This is a genomic window from Streptomyces sp. 840.1, assembly GCF_003751445.1.
GTDB lineage: Bacteria > Actinomycetota > Actinomycetes > Streptomycetales > Streptomycetaceae > Streptomyces.
Genome location: NZ_RJUU01000001.1, coordinates 1,503,684 through 1,519,359, shown reverse-complemented (window position 1 = coordinate 1,519,359; position 15,676 = coordinate 1,503,684). Strand labels below are relative to the sequence as shown.

The following is a 15,676-nucleotide window of genomic DNA, read 5'->3' as shown; positions in this document are numbered from 1 at the left end:
GTGCCCGTCGCCCTGTACCCCTCGTCACATCGAATGTAGTCGGCTGTCCTGATCATGCACGCTCTTTGTGGCAAGTACGCCCGCGCGAACGCCCTGGATGGTAGGGAATGCGGCGCCCCGGGCGACGGAATCAGACCTGAAGTGATCATTTCTGCCTGAAACCCTTCTGGGCCTTCGTGGCCGAAGCGGTGTTTCATGGAGAGTGCCCCGGGGCAGCCGCGAGGAGGAACGCAAACTTCCGGATCGCGAATTCCCCGGAATCCCCGGAACGAGAGGCCCAGTCGCGTGACAAAGCCATCCCCTCCTGGAAACGACCTTGCGGCTGCCACGAACCACGCCGCCTGGCTCGCCCCGGAACGTTCCCGGAAGCCACTGAGAGTGGCCGAGAGCGAGCAGGGCGGTTGGACCGTGCTGCACATACGGGGCGAGCTCGACCTGGTGACCTCGCCCGCCGTCCGGCAGTCCGTCCATGACGCGGTGGCCGTCGGCCGCCATGACGTCGTGCTCGACCTCTCCGAGGTCTTCTTCTGCGACTCCAGCGGCGTGGGCGTCCTGATCGCCTCCCGCCGCCTGATGCGTTCCTGCGGGGGCCGGCTGCGGCTGATCCTGCCCGCCAGGGGCGCGGAGGAGGGCTCCCACGTCAACCGGGTGCTCGCGGCGCTCGGCGTGCGTCGGCTGTTCGAGGTCTACCCCGACTCGGACTCGGCCGTCGTCGACGGGGCCCAGCCGCTCTCGGCCTGAAACCGTCTGCCGGGCGTCGCTGAGTACCGGCTTGTCACACCGCTGACGCCGGTAAGTGACACGTGAACGCCGTAGGCGTCGTACGCTCCCCGCATGGACAGCGCAGAGTATGAGCGCAAGATCGCATTCCGCTTCGCCGCCTTCGACCAGGACGGCAACGGCTACATCGATCGCGCGGATTTCGATGCCGCCGCGGCCCGTCTGCTCACCGAGTTCGGTACGGCGGCCCGCTGCGACAAGGGCCAGGCGCTCTACAGCGGGGCCGAGGCGTTCTGGCAGGGCATGGCGGGCATCGCGGACGTGGACGGGGACCAGCGCGTCAGCCGTGCGGAGTTCGTGGGCGGCGCGGTGAAACGGCTCAGGGACAACCCCGAGCGGTTCGCGGAGATCGCCCGCCCCTTCCTGCGAGCGGCCCTCGCCGTGGCCGCCCAGGACGACGTGGGCGGCGCCGCGGTGCCCGCCGTGGAGCGGGCGCTACGGGTGCTGGGTGCGAGCCCGGAGGCGGCGGCCTTCGGCGCCCAGAGCCTGGACGCGGACCGGGACGGGCGGATCGCGGAGGCGGACGCGGTGGCGGCGTTCTCGGCGTACTTCACGGTGATCGAGCCCGACGCATAGCCCTTGGCCGGGCGGGCGCGCGGGGTCTTTGGCCTTGTCCCTTTCCGGGGTGCGGGGTTCCGTCCTCAAGCGCCGGACGGGCTTGGTGTGCGGGTGCTCCGCCGGGTGCGGGGTGCGCCCTGTCCGGTGGGTGGGGGGTGGTGCCCCTCCGGGGCGTCTCCTCGGAAATGGCGTGTTCACCCGGGTACGCGAGCGACCCCCGTCGAACGCCATTCCCTGCGGGGACTCCCCTGCACGTCCCCACCCCCGCATCGTGCGCGTCTGCACACCGGCCTCACTGCTGTCGCACATGCGTGACAGGCGGGTTCGGGGGCGTGCAGGGGAGTCCCCGCAGAACGACGAACATGTTCCCGGGTACTCATCGCGGACCCGCCGCACGTTCGTCGTTTGAGGAGACGCCCCGGAGGGACACCGAACCCCCACCCACCGGGCAGGCGCACCCCGCACCGGCGGAGCACCCGCACAAAATCAAGCCCGTCCGGCGCTTGAGGACGGAACCCCGGGCGAGGGGACCCCGCACTCGTCAACCCGCGAACCGCTCGCGCAGTCGGTACTTCAGGACCTTGTGGAGGGTCTCGTTGCGGGGGAGGGCGTCCACCAGTTCCAGTTGTTCGGGGAGCTTGTGGACGGACAGGCCCTCGCCGCGCAGGTAGGCGGTCAGCTCGGGGAGGGTGAGGGGGGCGGCGCCCGGCGGTTGTTCGAGGACCGCGCAGACGCGTTCGCCGCGCTCCTCGTCCGGGAGGCCGATCACCGCCGCGTCACCGACGCCGGGGTGGCGGGCCAGGAGGTCCTCTATCTCCTTCGCCGAGATGTTCTCGCCCTTGCGGATGATGATGTCCTTCAGCCGGCCGGTGAGGACGAGGTGGCCGCTCGGCCGGAGGTGGCCGACGTCGCCAGTGATCAGGAAGCCCTCGACGTCGAACGGGTCCGAGCCGGCCAGGTAGCCCTTGCAGACGGCCTCGCCCCGTAGCCGTACCTCGCCGTCCGTGCCGTACGGCAGCGGCTTGCCGTCCTCGTCGGTGATCCGGATCTCCATGCCCTCGGGCGGCCGCCCCTCCGTCCCCGCCAGGTTCTCCACCGTGTCGTCCGGGGCGCCCATCGTGATCATGGGGACCTCGGTCATGCCGTAGCCGTGGGTGAGCTGGACGCCCATCTCGCGGACCACCGCGTGGTAGACCTCCGGCGGTTTCGGGGCGCCGCCGCCCGCCAGCAGGCGCAGGGTGGGGATGAGGGGGACGGAGGGAGCCTTGCGCTGTTCCGTCAGGAACATGGAGTAGAAGGCCGTGGAGCCGCCCGCGACCGTCACCCCGTGCCGCCGGTATCCGGCGAGCGCGTCCGGCATCGCGAAGTGCTCGAACAGCACCGCGGGGAAGCCGTACAGCAGCAGCATCACCGAGTAGTCCGGGCCCGCGACGTGGGCGAACGGGAATGCCATCGAGCCGACGTCGGCCGCCGACAGCCGCAGCGCATGGGCCAGGCAGGAGCCGGCCGCTATCAGGCTGCGGTCGGTGTGCAGGACGCCCTTCGGGTCGGAGGTGGTGCCCGAGGTCCAGTAGATCCAGCGCACCGAGGTGCCCTCGGCGGGCGGTGCGGGCAGGACCGCCGGATCGCCGTCCGGGAGGGTCTCGTACGCCTCGAACACCCTCGGCGGGCGGCCGGGCCCGGTGGCCAGGCGGGCCGCCATCGCGACATGGTCGAAGCCGCGCCAGGTGCCGGGCACGAAGAAGAACCCGGCCTTCGACTCGCGCAGCGCGAAGCCGATCTCGCGGTCGCGGTAGAACGGGATGAGCGGGGTCTGCACCGCCCCGAGCCGGGCCAGCGCGAACGAGAGCAGCGCCGTCTCCAGCCGGGTCGGCAACTGCCAGGCGACCACGGTCCCGGGTCGTACGCCCAGGTCGTACAGGCCCGCCGCCACCCGTTCGGCACGGGTCCGCAGTTCGCCGAAGGTGAGCGTGCGGTCGTCCTGGATCAGGAAGGGCAGATCCGGGGTCAGGGCGGCCCGGCGTTCGATGAGCTCCCAGAAGGTGCCCGATGTTCCCAGGGCGTGTGCGGTCTCGTTCACGGCGAACCCCTCACAGCTGACGGGTAGTCAGATCGTGCGGAGAGCGTAGAGCGCTGCGCCTTGTCGGTCCAGGGGTGCGGGGCTAGCCTGAGGGCGACGTCAATCTGACGGGTCATCAGAAACGTGTGCGCCGAAGGGGACACCATGACGGAACTGCCTCGGATCGTCAGCGTCGACGACCATGTGATCGAGCCGCCGCACCTGTTCTCGACCTGGCTGCCGGCCAAGTACCGGGAGCGCGGTCCGCAGCCGCTGACCGCGGGTATCGGTGAGCTGGCGTACACCGGCGGCAAGTACGTCATCACGATGGACCCGGACGGCCCGCCCACCGACTGGTGGATCTACGAGGACCTCAAGTTCCCGTACAAGCGCAACATCGCCGCCGTCGGGTTCGACCGCGACGACATGACGCTGGAGGGGATCACCCGGGCCGAGATGCGGCGCGGGTGCTGGGACCCCGTCGAGCGGCTGAAGGACATGGACCTCAATCACGTCGAGGCGAGCCTCTGCTTCCCCACCTTCCCGCGCTTCTGCGGGCAGACCTTCGCGGAGGCGCACGACAAGGAGGTCGCGCTGGCGTGCGTGCGCGCCTACAACGACTGGATGGTCGAGGAGTGGTGCGGGGACAGCGGCGGCCGGCTGATCCCGCTCTGCATCATCCCGCTCTGGGACATCGACCTGGCCGTCGCGGAGATCCGGCGGAACGCGGCGCGCGGGGTGCGAGCGGTCACCTTCTCGGAGATCCCGACCTACCTCGGGCTGCCGTCCATCCACTCCGGCTACTGGGACCCGTTCTTCGCCGTCTGTCAGGAGACCGGCACGGTCGTGAACATGCACATCGGGTCCAGCTCGCAGATGCCCGCCGCCTCGCCGGACGCCCCGCCCGCCGTCCAGGCCTCGCTCTCCTTCAACAACGCCATGGCCTCGATGATGGACTTCCTCTTCAGCGGCGTCCTGGTGAAGTTCCCGCAGCTCAAGCTCGCCTACAGCGAGGGCCAGATGGGCTGGATCCCGTACGCCCTCGAGCGCGCCGACGACGTCTGGGAGGAGCACCGGGCCTGGGGCGGGGTGCGCGATCTGATCCCCGAGCCGCCGTCCACGTACTACTACCGGCAGATGTTCTGCTGCTTCTTCCGCGACAAGCACGGGGTGGCGTCGCTGGATGTGGTGGGCCGCGACAACGCCACCTTCGAGACCGACTACCCGCACGTCGACTCGACCTTCCCGCACACCAAGGAGGTCGCCCTCGACCACGTCAAGGGACTGGACGACGAGACCATCTACAAACTGATGCGCGGAAACGCGATCCGGATGCTCGGCCTGGACCTCGACAAGTAGGCGCGCGCGTCATGGACCTCTCGTACACGGAGGAAGAGGAAGCCTTCCGGGCACGGCTGCGGGAGTGGCTGGCCGCCGCGCTCCCCGGGCTGCCCGGGAAGCCGGACCCAGGCGACTGGCCGGGGCGCCGGGCGTACGACACCCACTGGCAGCGGCTGCTGTACGACGCCGGCTACGCGGGCCTGCACTGGCCCGCCGACGCGGGCGGCCGGGGCGCAACCCCCACCCAGCACCTGATCTTCCTGGAGGAGACGGAGCGGGCCGGGGCGCCCTACGTCGGGGCCAACTTCGTCGGGCTGCTGCACGCCGGGCCCACCATCGCGGCCGAGGGCACCGCCGAGCAGCGGGCCCGCTGGCTGCCGCCGGTGCTGCGCGGCGACGAGATCTGGTGCCAGGGCTTCAGCGAGCCGGAGGCGGGCTCCGACCTGGCCTCGCTGCGGACCCGTGCGGTGCGCGACGGCGACGACTACGTGGTGAGCGGCAGCAAGATCTGGACCTCGCACGCCGAGGTCGCCGACTGGTGCGAACTGCTGGTGCGCACGGACCCGGCCGCCCCCAAGCACCGCGGGATCAGCTGGCTGGCGATGCGGATGGACGCCCCCGGCGTCACCGTCCGGCCGCTGCGCACGCTCGCCGGTTCGACGGAGTTCGCGGAGATGTTCCTCGACGAGGTCCGGGTGCCCGTACCGCACCGGGTCGGCGAGGAGAACGACGGCTGGCGGGTCACCATGGTCACGCTGTCCTTCGAACGCGGTACGGCCTTCGTCGGCGAGGTCGTCGCCTGCCGCCGCACCCTGGATGCCCTGGCGGCCGAGGCGCGGCGCAGCGGGCGGTGGGACGACGCGGTGCTGCGCCGCCGGCTGGGCAGGCTGAACGCCGAGTTCCGGGCGCTGTGGCGGCTCACGCAGTGGAACGTCAGTGAGGCGCAGGCCGGCGGGGGAGTCCCCGGGGCCGGCGGCTCGGTCTTCAAGCTGCGCTACTCGCACGCCCGCCAGGAGCTGTACGAGGCGGCGGCCGAGGTGCTCGGTGCGGGGGACGCCCTCGACCTGGACCGGGAGTGGGTGCTGGACCGGCTCTCCTCGCTCTCGTACACGATCGCGGCCGGCACCTCGCAGATCCAGGCGAACATCGTCGCCGAGCGCATTCTCGGCCTGCCGAAGGGGCGGTGAGCGGACCGTGGACTTCCAGCTCTCGGACGACCAGCGGGCCCTTGGGGCGGGGATACGGGAGCTGCTCGCGGGCCGGTTCGACAGGGACCGGATGCGGGCGGCGCACGACGGCGGCGGGGGAGTGGACCGCGCGCTGTGGCGGGAGCTCGGCGCGGCCGGGCTCTTCGCGCTGCGGCTGCCGGAGACGGCGGGCGGCGTCGGACTCGGCCTGCCCGAATCCGTACTCCTGTTCGAGGAGATGGGCCGGGCGCTGCTGCCCGGACCGCTGGCCGCCACCCAGCTCGCCGCCGGAGCGGTGAAGGGGGCGGCGGAGGGCGAGGCGGTGGTGGCCCTGGCGGAGGCCGGGCGGCCGGTGGGGCACCTGGAGGGGACCGATGCGCTGCTGGTCCTGGACGGGGAGGCGGGCGGCGCCGTCGGCCGGGTGCTGAGCGGGCGGGCGCTGCGGCAGGTCGTGCGGGAGGCCGAGCCCATGCGTTCGCTGGACCCGGGTACCCCCCTGTGGCGGGTGCCCGACCTGGCCGGGTACGAGGGCGAGCCGCTGCCGGACGGGGCGCGGCCGCGTCACGAGGGCGCCCTGCTGGCCGCCGCCGAGCAGCTCGGCAGTGCCGGCCGCAGCCTGGAGGCGGCGGTTCAACACGCCCGTGAGCGTGAACAGTTCGCGGCGCCCATCGGTTCCTTCCAGGCGGTCAAGCATCTGTGCGCCGGAATGCTGGTGCGCGCCGAAACGGCCCGCACGGCCGTCTACGCGGCCGCCGTGACCGGGGACCCCATGGAGATCGCCGGGGCCAAGCTGCTGGCCGACGAGGCGGCCGTCGGCAATGCCCGCGACTGCCTCCAGGTGCACGGCGGCATGGGCTTCACCTGGGAGGCGGATGTACACCTGCACCTCAAGCGGGCCTGGCTGCGGGCCGGGCAGTGGCTCACGGCGGCGGACGCGGAGGAGGCGCTGGCAGCCGATCTGGGCTGACCCGGGGCTCCCGGGGGTCCGCTGCGTGCGTGTGACGCTACGGACCCCTGAGGTTCACGCTGCGGAGTGACGCAGCGCAGTCGGTATGCACCGATACCGGCTTGTGTCCGATGCGTGATTCGTCACGGGGTGGAGTCGGCGCCGGGCTCGGGTACGCTCCGTTGGATGCGAGTGGTTCTGGAACCTGGCGATCCGGATGTGGCCTGTGCGGCCGCTCCGGTCCGCGAGAGGTGCCCTGCTCGTGATCCACGCAGAGGGGCCGGGCCTGCCGGGGAAACGTTTCCCGGGGTTTTCGTGGCCGCCGGGCGCCTCTGTTCGACTCTCCGCAGCGTGCGTCGCACAGTATGCACCACGCGTACTCCTTCGCGCTGGAATATGCCCGAAGCGCTTGTTGCGGTGACTGTACGTCAACCATGCTGTCTCGTAAGGGAATCACGTTCCGTGACCCTGAGGAGGCGCGAGGCGATGTGTCCGCCGGTTCGGATGGTGTGAGCGGTGCAGGTGCTTCAGGTTCAGTTGGAGGTCGGGGCCGACCCCGCAGAGGTCGGGCGGGCCCGCAGATGGGCGCGCTCGCGGCTGGTCGGGTCCGGGATAAGAGACGACGAGCCGCTGGCCGAGACGCTCATCCTGCTGATCTCGGAACTCGTCACCAACGCGGTGGTGCACACCGGCTGTCCGGCCGTGCTGCGCATGCTGTTCGGCTCGACGGGGGCACCGGGCAACGCCGGGACCGTCCGGGTCGAGGTGGCCGACACCAGCTGCCGCCCGCCGCAGCAGCGGCACGCGGAGGGCGAGGACACCGGCGGCCGGGGCCTTGAGCTGGTCGACGGCCTGGCCGACCGCTGGGGCTGGCAGCCGGAGGGCGCCGGCAAGCGCATCTGGTGCGAGGTGGACCGGGGCATCCCGGTGATCCAGGTCCAGATGCAGCCCTGCGCCCACGGGGCCGGCGCGCACGGCGCCGGGCAGTGCGGCGGCCCCGGCGGCTGCGACGCAGTGGGGCGCGAGGCGGGCGTCGGGCGTGAGGCCGGTGCCGTGTACGAGCCGTCGCACGCGGTCACCCATCGCGCGTAGGTTCGTTCGGCAGCCGCTTTCGGTGTGCTGTGGGCGCGGGATGTCGTCCCGCGCCCGGCCCGGCTCCGCGGTGGTCGTTCCTCAGAAGACCGCGACCGGGGCCACCGGTGTGCCGGTGGCGCCGACGAAGGGCTCCGGCATGGCGGAGAGCAGGAAGTCGTAGCGGTCCGACTCCGCACAGGCTGTGGACAGCCCTTCCAGGTTCCAGTTCTGGCCCTGGAGCATGCCCATTTCGACCAGATCCAGCGCGTGCACGCCCAGCCACAGATCGTCGATCTCCGGCGGGAAGATCTCGAAGGTCAGCGTGTCGTTGGCGACCGCGGCCACGTCCCGGGCCCTGAACCACTCGGGCGTCCGGATCGAGAGTCCCGGTGACGGGTACCCGTACGCGTGTTTGTCCCCGGCCAGATAGACCTGCACCTGTCCGGTCCGTACGAGAACGATGTCCCCGGCCCGCACCCGCACCCCGGCCAGCTCCTCGGCCGCGTCCAGGTCGTCCGGGGTGACGGCGTGGCCGCCGGGCAGCCGGTCCAGCCCGTGGGCGCGGGCGACGTCGAGCAGCACCCCGCGCGAGACGAGGTGCGGGACCTTCTCGATGCCGCTGAACCTGGCCCCCTCGTGCGCGGTGATGCTGTCGGCCGGGCGGCCGTTGTAGATCTTCCCGGAGTGCGAGACGTGGGTGAGGGCGTCCCAGTGGGTGGCGGTCTGGAGGCTCAGGACCGCGGTGTCGTCGCTGGTGGCGACCGTGCCGGGGCCGAACAGCTCCTGGTTGATCTGCACCATGGTGTGCAGCGGATTGACCCGCCCCTGGATCAGCCCGCTCTGTACGCCGTCCTGCTTGAGCGCCAGCGCCAGCGGCACCCGCCGCCCCGTACGGACGGTGGCCGCCGCCTGACGGACCACCTCGTCGGTGATGAGGTTCAGCGTTCCGATCTCGTCGTCCGCGCCCCAGCGGCCCCAGTTGTTCACGCGCTTGGCGATGTCGTGGAACTCGTCCGGCAGTGACATGGAGCCTCCTGGGGCTTGTGCCGGTGGACCTGATGACCCATAGAATCTAACGGTCCGTCAGAAACCGCGGGAAGGGGCCGGGCATGGGGAACTTCTTGGCAGGCAAGGTGGTGGCCGTCACGGGTGCCGGACGGGGCATCGGACGGGCCGTCGCGCTCGCCGCGGCGGCCGAGGGGGCGAGAGTCGTGGTCAACGACTACGGCGTCTCCATCGAGGGCGGCGAACCCGCCAGCGAGATAGCCGAGTCCGTCGTCAAGGAGATCGTGGCGGCGGGCGGTGAGGCGGTCGCGGTGGCCGACGACATCTCCACCATGGCCGGCGGCCAGCGGGTCGTGGACACCGCCGTCGAGCGGTTCGGGCGCATCGACGGGGTGGTGTGCGTGGCCGGCATCCTGCGTGAACGGATGCTGTTCAACATGTCCGAGGCGGAGTGGGACCCCGTGGTCGCCACCCACCTCAAGGGCACCTTCACCGTCTTCCGCGCCGCGTCCGCGGTGATGCGCAAGCAGGAGGGCGCGGGCACGTTGATCGGCTTCACCAGCGGCAACCACCAGGGCAGCGTCGCCCAGGCGAACTACAGCGCCGCGAAGGGCGGGATCATCTCGCTGGTCCGCAGCGCGGCGCTGGGCCTGCACAAGTACGGCGTCACGGCCAACGCGGTCGCGCCGGTGGCGCGTACCCGGATGTCCGCCAACGTGCCCATGGAGCTCAAGGAGATCGGTGAGCCGGAGGACGTGGCCGCGCTCGTCGTCTACCTCCTCAGCGACCGGGCCCGCGCGGAGAGCATCACCGGCCAGGTGTACACGATCGCGGGCCCGAAGATCGCGGTCTGGGCCCAGCCGAGGGAGCTGCGCGCGGGGTACGCGGAGGGGGCCGCCTGGACGCCCGAACGCATCGCGGACTTCCTCCCGGGGACGGTGGGCACGGACCCGATGCCGATGCTGGCCCAGCTGGACGCGATGGCGGAGGCGGCGCGGGATGCGAAGCGGCCGAACGCGTAGTGAGGTGCCCTGTTCAAGCCCCTCCGGCGATTGAGGAGCGAGTCCGGGGTGCGGTGTCCACTTCTGCTCCTCGGGCGCTTGATGGACGAGTCCGGCGGGTGCAGCGCCCACTCCCAGCCCCTCCGGCGCTTGAGGAGCGGGGGTGCGGGGGCGGAGCCCCCGGGTGCCGGGCGCGGGTTCGTCGCCGGGGCGCTGCCCCGGGCCCCGGCCCTCAATCGCCGGACGGGCTTGAGATGGGCGGTGCCCCGGACAGTCGGGCGGGCCCGGGATGGGCGGCCCCATACACGCCCCGTATCGAAAGGACGCAGCGTGGACTTCACCTTCGGCCCCGACGACGGCACGTTCCGCGAGGAGGCCCGCGCCTGGCTGGAGGCCCATCTCGTCGACGAGTACGCGGGAGCCATCGGCACCGGCGGTCCGGGCAGTGAGCACGAGGGCATCGCGGTCCGGCGGGCCTGGGAGCGCGAGCTCGGCCGTGGTGGGTGGATCGGCCTCGGCTGGGAGGACGACGGCGAGGCGGCCGGCGGCCGGCGGCGGGCCACGCTGACCCAGCAGGTCGTCTGGGCCGAGGAGTACGCCCGGCTCCGGGCCCCCGCCCGCGTCGGCCACATCGGGGAGAACCTGCTCGCCCCGACCCTCATCGCCTACGGCAGCCAGGAGCAGCGCCACCGGTTCCTGCCGCCCATCGCACACGGCGAGGCCCTGTGGTGCCAGGGGTACAGCGAGCCGGGCGCCGGCTCGGACCTGGCGGGGGTGCGGACGGCCGCCGTACGCGATCCGGAGCACGGCGGATACCGCGTGACGGGTCAGAAGGTCTGGACGTCGCTCGCCCAGGACGCCGACTGGTGCTTCGTGCTGGCCCGTACCGAACCCGGTTCGCGGCGCCACCACGGGCTGTCGTTCCTGCTGGTGCCGATGGACCAGCCGGGCCGGATCGAGGTGCGGCCGATCCGGCAGATGTCCGGGACCAGCGAGTTCAACGAGGTCTTCTTCGACGGGGCGCACGCCGAGGAGGTGGTCGGCGGCGAGGGCAACGGCTGGACCGTCGCCATGGGCCTGCTCGCCCTGGAGCGCGGCGTCTCCACGCTCGTCCAGCAGATCGGGTTCGCCGCCGAGCTGGACCGGGTGGTGCGGGCGGCCGTCGACAGCGGAGCCACCGGGGATCCGGTCCTGCGCGAACGGCTCGTCCGCCAGTGGGCCGAACTGCGGACGATGCGCTGGAACGCCCTGCGCACCCTCGGCACCACCACCGACCCCGGCGCGCCCAGCGTCGCCAAACTGCTCTGGGGCGGCTGGCACAAGCGCCTGGGCGAACTCGCCGTGGAGATCAGGGGAGCGGCCGGAGCCGTCGGCCCGCACGACTGGTCGCCCGGCGCACCGTACGAGATCGACGAGGCACAGCGCCTGTTCCTGTTCACCCGGTCCGACACCATCTACGGCGGCTCGGACGAGATCCAGCGGAACATCATCGCCGAGCGCGTGCTCGGCCTACCGAGGGAGCCGAGATGAGAGGCGTCGTCTTCGACGGCAAGCGGACCGAGGTCGTCGACGACCTGGAGATACGTGATCCGGGTCCCGGCGAGGTGCTGGTCGCGGTGGCCGCGGCAGGCCTCTGCCACAGCGATCTGTCGGTGATCGACGGGACGATCCCGTTCCCGCTGCCGGTGGTGCTCGGCCACGAGGGCGCCGGGGTGGTCGAGGCGGTCGGGGCCGGAGTGAGCCATGTGGCGCCCGGCGACCACGTGTCGCTGTCCACGCTCGCCAGCTGCGGCGCCTGCGCCCAGTGCGACCGGGGCCGTCCCACGATGTGCCGCAAGGCGATCGGGATGCCCGGCCGGCCGTTCTCGCGCGGCGGGCAGCCGCTGTACCAGTTCGCGTCCAACTCGGCGTTCGCCGAACGGACCCTGGTCAAGGCCGTGCAGGCGGTGAAGATCCCGGCGGACCTGCCCCTCACCTCGGCGGCCCTGATCGGCTGCGGGGTGCTGACGGGAGTCGGAGCCGTACTGAACCGGGCCAAGGTCGACCGGGGCGAGAGCGTCGTCGTGATCGGCACCGGCGGCATCGGGCTCAACGTGATCCAGGGCGCCCGGATCGCGGGCGCGCTGACCATCGTCGCGGTCGACTCCAACCCGGCGAAGGAGGCGGTGGCCCGTCAGTTCGGCGCCACGCACTTCCTGACCTCGGCCGACGGCGTCAAGGAGATCCTGCCCAGCGGCGCCGACCACGCCTTCGAGTGCGTGGGCCGCACCGAGCTGATCCGCACCGCGATCGACCTGCTCGACCGGCACGGCCAGGCGATCCTGCTGGGCGTACCGGCGGCGACGGCCGAGGCGTCGTTCCTCGTCTCGTCGATGTACCTGGACAAGTCGATCCTCGGCTGCCGCTACGGCTCCTCGCGCCCGCAGCGCGACATCGCCCTGTACGCGGACCTCTACCGGGAGGGCCGGCTGCTGCTGGACGAACTCGTCACCGAGACCTACCCGGTGGAGGACTTCGCCAAGGCGGCGGACGACGCGCACCACGGGCGGGTGGCACGGGGGGTGCTGGTGTTCTGAGGACGGGGAGCCGGCGGGGAGCCCGCTCAGCAGCGGTCTCCCGCCGTCGCCCGGAAGGTCCGGCGGTACGTCGTCGGTGAAACCCCCAGCGCCGCCTGGAGGTGCTGCCGCAGCGAGGTGGGCGTGCCGAACCCGGCGTCGCGGGCGATCCGGTCGATCGACAGGTCGGTGGACTCCAGCAGCTGGCGGGCCCGCTCCACCCGCTGCTGGGTCAGCCACTGGACCGGGCTGATGCCGACCTCCTCGCGGAACCGGCGGGTGAAGGTCCGGATGCTCATCGACTCCTGCTGCGCCATGTCGCGCAGCAGGATCGGCCGTTCCAGCCGCCCCAGCGCCCAGGCCCGCGCGGTCGTCGTCCCGGCGATCTGGGCGTCGGGCACCGGGCGCTGGATGTACTGCGCCTGGCCGCCGTCGCGGTGCGGCGGCACGACGGTGCGCCGGGCGACGTCGTTGGCGATGGCGGTGCCGTGGTCGCGGCGCACGATGTGCAGGCAGAGGTCGATACCGGCGGCGACCCCGGCGGACGTCAGGACGTCGCCGTCGTCGATGAACAGCACGTCGGGGTCGACCCGGACCGCCGGGAACAGCTCCTGGAAGTGGTCGGCGGCCGACCAGTGGGTGGTGGCGGGGCGCCCGTCGAGGTAGCCGGCGGCGGCGAGCACGTAGCCGCCGGTGCAGATGGAGACCATCCGGGTGCCGGGCCTGATGTACGCGAAGGCGGCGGCGAGTTCGTCGGTGAGCCGGCCCTCGGTGTAGACGGGGCCGAGTTCGTAGCTGGCGGGGATCACCACCGTGTCGGCGGTGGCGAGGGCCTCCGGGCCGTGCTCGACGGTGATCGTGAAGTCCGCGTCGGTGTGGATCGGGCCGGGCGCGCGGACCGAGCAGGTCACGACTTCGTAGAGTTTCTCGCCCCGGTTGAGCGGCTCGGTACCGAGTGAACGGCCGAATATCCTTTGGGGGATGCCCAGTTCGAAGGGGAGCAACCCATCGAGGGCGAGAACGACGACTCGGTGCAGCACCGCGGACTCCCTTCACCCACTAGCTGGTATAGACCATAAGCTGATACATGTCATCGGTGTGAAGGAAAAGTCAGCAGACCGCGCGCGCATTCCCGCCGTGGACCGCGAGAACGCTGTGCGTGATACGCCGCCAGTGCCACCCGTGTCCCCCATGTCTCCGGTGTCCCCCGCGTCCCCCGCATCCCCGTTGTCCCAGCTGCCCCCGCTGCCGTATCCGGCCCCCGGGACCGAAGCCCTCTGGAACCGCAACTTCCGGCTCTTCTTCGTCGCCCGCACCGCGGCGCTGTTCGGTGACGGGATGATCCCGGTGGCGCTCACGGCGGGCCTGCTGGGGGCGGGGCGTCCGCACTCCTCGGTGGGGTACGCGCTGGCGGCCTGGATGGGGCCGCTGGCGCTGTTCGTGCTCTTCGGCGGCGTGCTGGCGGACCGGTTCACCCCGCGCCGCATGATGATCATCGCCGACACGCTGCGGCTGCTCGGCGCCTCGGCGCTCGCGGTCTCCTTCGCGGTCGGCAACCCGCCGCTGTGGGCGGTCTACTCGCTGAGCGCGGTGGCCGGTGTGGGGGCGGCGCTGTTCCAGCCGGGGGTCGCCTCGACCGTGCCCCGGGTGTCGTCGGACGTGCAGCGCGCCAACGCCGTACTCAGGGTCTCCGAGGCACTGATGACCATGGCGGGTCCGGCGTTCGCGGGTGTCCTGGTCGGTCTGGCGAGCGCCGGAGCGGTCTACGCGGCGAACGCCTCGACGTTCCTGGTCTCCGGGATCTGCCTCTTCCTGCTGCGCCTGGCCCCGGCCCCGTCCGACGACGCCCGGCGCGGCACGTTCGTCGCGGAACTGGTCGACGGGTGGCGGGAGTTCCGGGCCCGCAGCTGGCTGTGGGGCGTGATCGCGATCTGGACGGTGTACGGCTTCACCGTGCTCGGCCCGATGCTCCCGCTGACCGCGATCGAGGTGACCGAGGCGCACGGCTCGGGGACGTACGGCGCGATGATGGCGGTGAACGGCGCGGGCAGTGTCGTCGGCGGGCTGCTCGCCCTGCGGCTGCGGCCGCGCCGCCCGCTGGCGGCGGGGGCCGTGGCGCTGACCGGGGTGTGCGTGAACCTGCTGGCGCTGGGGCTCGGGCTGCCCGTGTTCGCGCTGGGGGCGGGGCAGTTCATCGCGGGCTCGGCGTTCGCGTTCTGGCTGGTGATGTGGTCGACGACCGTCCAGACGCAGGTGCCGCCGGAGGCGCTGAACCGGCTGCACGCGTACGACGTGGCCGGATCGCTGCTGATGCTGGCGGCGGGCCGGGCGCTGGCGGGCCCGGTCGCGGACCGGGTGGGCGCACCGGAGGTGCTGCTGGCCGGGGCGGTGATCAACGTGCTGGCGGTGGGCGTACTGCTCGCGGCCCGGCCGATCCGACGGCTGGAGCGGATCAGGTGAGCGGGCGGCGGCCCGGAGCGGGGCCGGAGGGTGGGCGTGGCCCGCGTGCGTACCGGCGCCGCCTCGCCGCGGCGGGGGCGGCGGCCGCGACCGTCGCGGCCGGGATCGGTGTCCGCGCCGTCGCGACCGGGGACCTCGCCAAGTACGCCGGGGACGCGCTCTACACGGTCCTGATCTGCGCCCTCGTCGCGCTGTGCGCGCCCCGCGCCCGGCCGGTCGCGGTGGCCAGCACGGGGCTGGCGGTCAGCTGGGCGGTCGAACTGCTCCAGCTGACCGGGGTCCCCGCAGAGCTGTCCCGGCACAGCGCGGCGGCCCGGCTGGTGCTGGGCTCGACGTTCAACGCGCCGGACCTGCTCTGGTACGCGGTGGGCGCGGCGGCGGCCTGGGGCGTGCACGCCGTGGCGCTCACTTCTCGCGTGCCCGGTCCTCGGACTGCTGCATCTCGATGACCTGGTGGATGTGTGCGCTGGTCTGCCGGCGGACACTGCCGCCGATGAGCAGTGCCGCGCCGAGGACCGACAGCGGCACGGACACGATCAGGATGGTGAGCAGCTCGGACAGGTCCGTGATCCGCTCGCAGGCGCGATAGCAGTACGCGTCGGACCGGTCGGCCAGCAGGAAGGCCAGCCATATCCACAGGGCGCAGGCGCCGAGCAGCAGTGCGACGCCCCACCTCTGCATCAGTGCGGACCGATGGTGGAATCTCTGAG

The 15,676-nt window shown here is 72.1% G+C and carries 15 protein-coding genes; 11 read left to right on the top strand and 4 right to left on the bottom strand.

The genetic code is table 11. The features are described from left to right. The first annotated feature begins 372 nt into the window (after nt 1–372). Nucleotides 373–741 (top strand): STAS domain-containing protein, encoded by a 369-nt coding sequence (locus EDD93_RS07025; protein WP_260255893.1) that lies wholly within the window; start codon nt 373–375, stop codon nt 739–741. Nucleotides 742–834: 93 nt separating this feature from the next. Beyond that, a complete protein-coding gene (locus tag EDD93_RS07020) occupies nt 835–1,356 on the top strand; it encodes an EF-hand domain-containing protein (RefSeq protein WP_123524330.1) in 522 nt (173 codons plus the stop codon). A 523-nt stretch (nt 1,357–1,879) separates the two neighbouring features. Here EDD93_RS07020 and EDD93_RS07015 read toward each other — a convergent pair. After that, nucleotides 1,880–3,418: a class I adenylate-forming enzyme family protein gene (locus EDD93_RS07015; protein WP_123524329.1), complete on the bottom strand. Its 1,539-nt coding sequence runs from the start codon at nt 3,416–3,418 to the stop codon at nt 1,880–1,882. 144 nt (nt 3,419–3,562) lie between these two features. On the opposite strand from EDD93_RS07015, the gene EDD93_RS07010 reads away from it, so the two are divergent. The 4 genes from EDD93_RS07010 to EDD93_RS06995 all read left to right on the top strand — a co-directional run bounded on the left by EDD93_RS07010 (nt 3,563) and on the right by EDD93_RS06995 (nt 7,963). Then, entirely contained in the window at nt 3,563–4,756 is a 1,194-nt protein-coding gene (locus tag EDD93_RS07010) for an amidohydrolase family protein (protein WP_123524328.1), read from the top strand. An 11-nt stretch (nt 4,757–4,767) separates the two neighbouring features. After that, entirely contained in the window at nt 4,768–5,925 is a 1,158-nt protein-coding gene (locus tag EDD93_RS07005; protein WP_123524327.1) for an acyl-CoA dehydrogenase, read from the top strand. A gap of 7 nt (nt 5,926–5,932) precedes the next feature. Next, entirely contained in the window at nt 5,933–6,892 is a 960-nt protein-coding gene (locus EDD93_RS07000; protein ID WP_123524326.1) for an acyl-CoA dehydrogenase family protein, read from the top strand. Between the two features lie 495 nt (nt 6,893–7,387). Next, nucleotides 7,388–7,963: an ATP-binding protein gene (locus EDD93_RS06995; RefSeq protein WP_260255646.1), complete on the top strand. Its 576-nt coding sequence runs from the start codon at nt 7,388–7,390 to the stop codon at nt 7,961–7,963. Between the two features lie 81 nt (nt 7,964–8,044). Here EDD93_RS06995 and EDD93_RS06990 read toward each other — a convergent pair whose 3' ends face one another. Further along, nucleotides 8,045–8,971, bottom strand: a complete 927-nt coding sequence (locus EDD93_RS06990; RefSeq protein ID WP_123524325.1) for a cyclase family protein — start codon at nt 8,969–8,971, stop codon at nt 8,045–8,047. An 83-nt stretch (nt 8,972–9,054) separates the two neighbouring features. On the opposite strand from EDD93_RS06990, the gene EDD93_RS06985 reads away from it, so the two are divergent. The 3 genes from EDD93_RS06985 to EDD93_RS06975 all read left to right on the top strand — a co-directional run bounded on the left by EDD93_RS06985 (nt 9,055) and on the right by EDD93_RS06975 (nt 12,527). Further along, nucleotides 9,055–9,972 (top strand): SDR family oxidoreductase, encoded by a 918-nt coding sequence (locus EDD93_RS06985; protein ID WP_123524324.1) that lies wholly within the window; start codon nt 9,055–9,057, stop codon nt 9,970–9,972. 309 nt (nt 9,973–10,281) lie between these two features. Continuing rightward, nucleotides 10,282–11,481 carry an acyl-CoA dehydrogenase family protein gene (locus EDD93_RS06980; protein WP_123524323.1) on the top strand — a complete coding sequence of 400 codons (1,200 nt, stop codon included), beginning with the start codon at nt 10,282–10,284 and terminating at the stop codon, nt 11,479–11,481. Next, complete coding sequence (locus tag EDD93_RS06975; RefSeq protein WP_123524322.1) at nt 11,478–12,527, top strand: Zn-dependent alcohol dehydrogenase; 1,050 nt, start codon at nt 11,478–11,480, stop codon at nt 12,525–12,527. Before EDD93_RS06980 ends, EDD93_RS06975 begins: the two co-directional genes overlap by 4 nt. Before the next feature lie 26 nt (nt 12,528–12,553). On the opposite strand, the gene EDD93_RS06970 is transcribed toward EDD93_RS06975, so the two are convergent. After that, on the bottom strand, nt 12,554–13,546 hold the full coding sequence (locus EDD93_RS06970) for a GlxA family transcriptional regulator (protein ID WP_123524321.1): 993 nt from the start codon (nt 13,544–13,546) through the stop codon (nt 12,554–12,556). A 151-nt stretch (nt 13,547–13,697) separates the two neighbouring features. Between EDD93_RS06970 and EDD93_RS06965 the strand changes: the two genes are divergently transcribed. Beyond that, a complete protein-coding gene (locus EDD93_RS06965) occupies nt 13,698–14,966 on the top strand; it encodes an MFS transporter (RefSeq protein WP_123524320.1) in 1,269 nt (422 codons plus the stop codon). Next, the gene (locus EDD93_RS06960) at nt 14,963–15,415 is read left to right on the top strand and encodes a DUF2809 domain-containing protein (protein WP_123524319.1); all 453 of its coding nucleotides are present in this window, start codon (nt 14,963–14,965) and stop codon (nt 15,413–15,415) included. The genes EDD93_RS06965 and EDD93_RS06960 overlap by 4 nt, the downstream gene beginning before the upstream one ends. Here the strand turns inward: EDD93_RS06960 and EDD93_RS06955 are convergent. Next, nucleotides 15,372–15,647, bottom strand: a complete 276-nt coding sequence (locus tag EDD93_RS06955) for a hypothetical protein (RefSeq protein ID WP_260255645.1) — start codon at nt 15,645–15,647, stop codon at nt 15,372–15,374. The two genes, EDD93_RS06960 and EDD93_RS06955, sit on opposite strands and share 44 nt — an antisense overlap. Between the last annotated feature and the right edge of the window lie 29 nt (nt 15,648–15,676).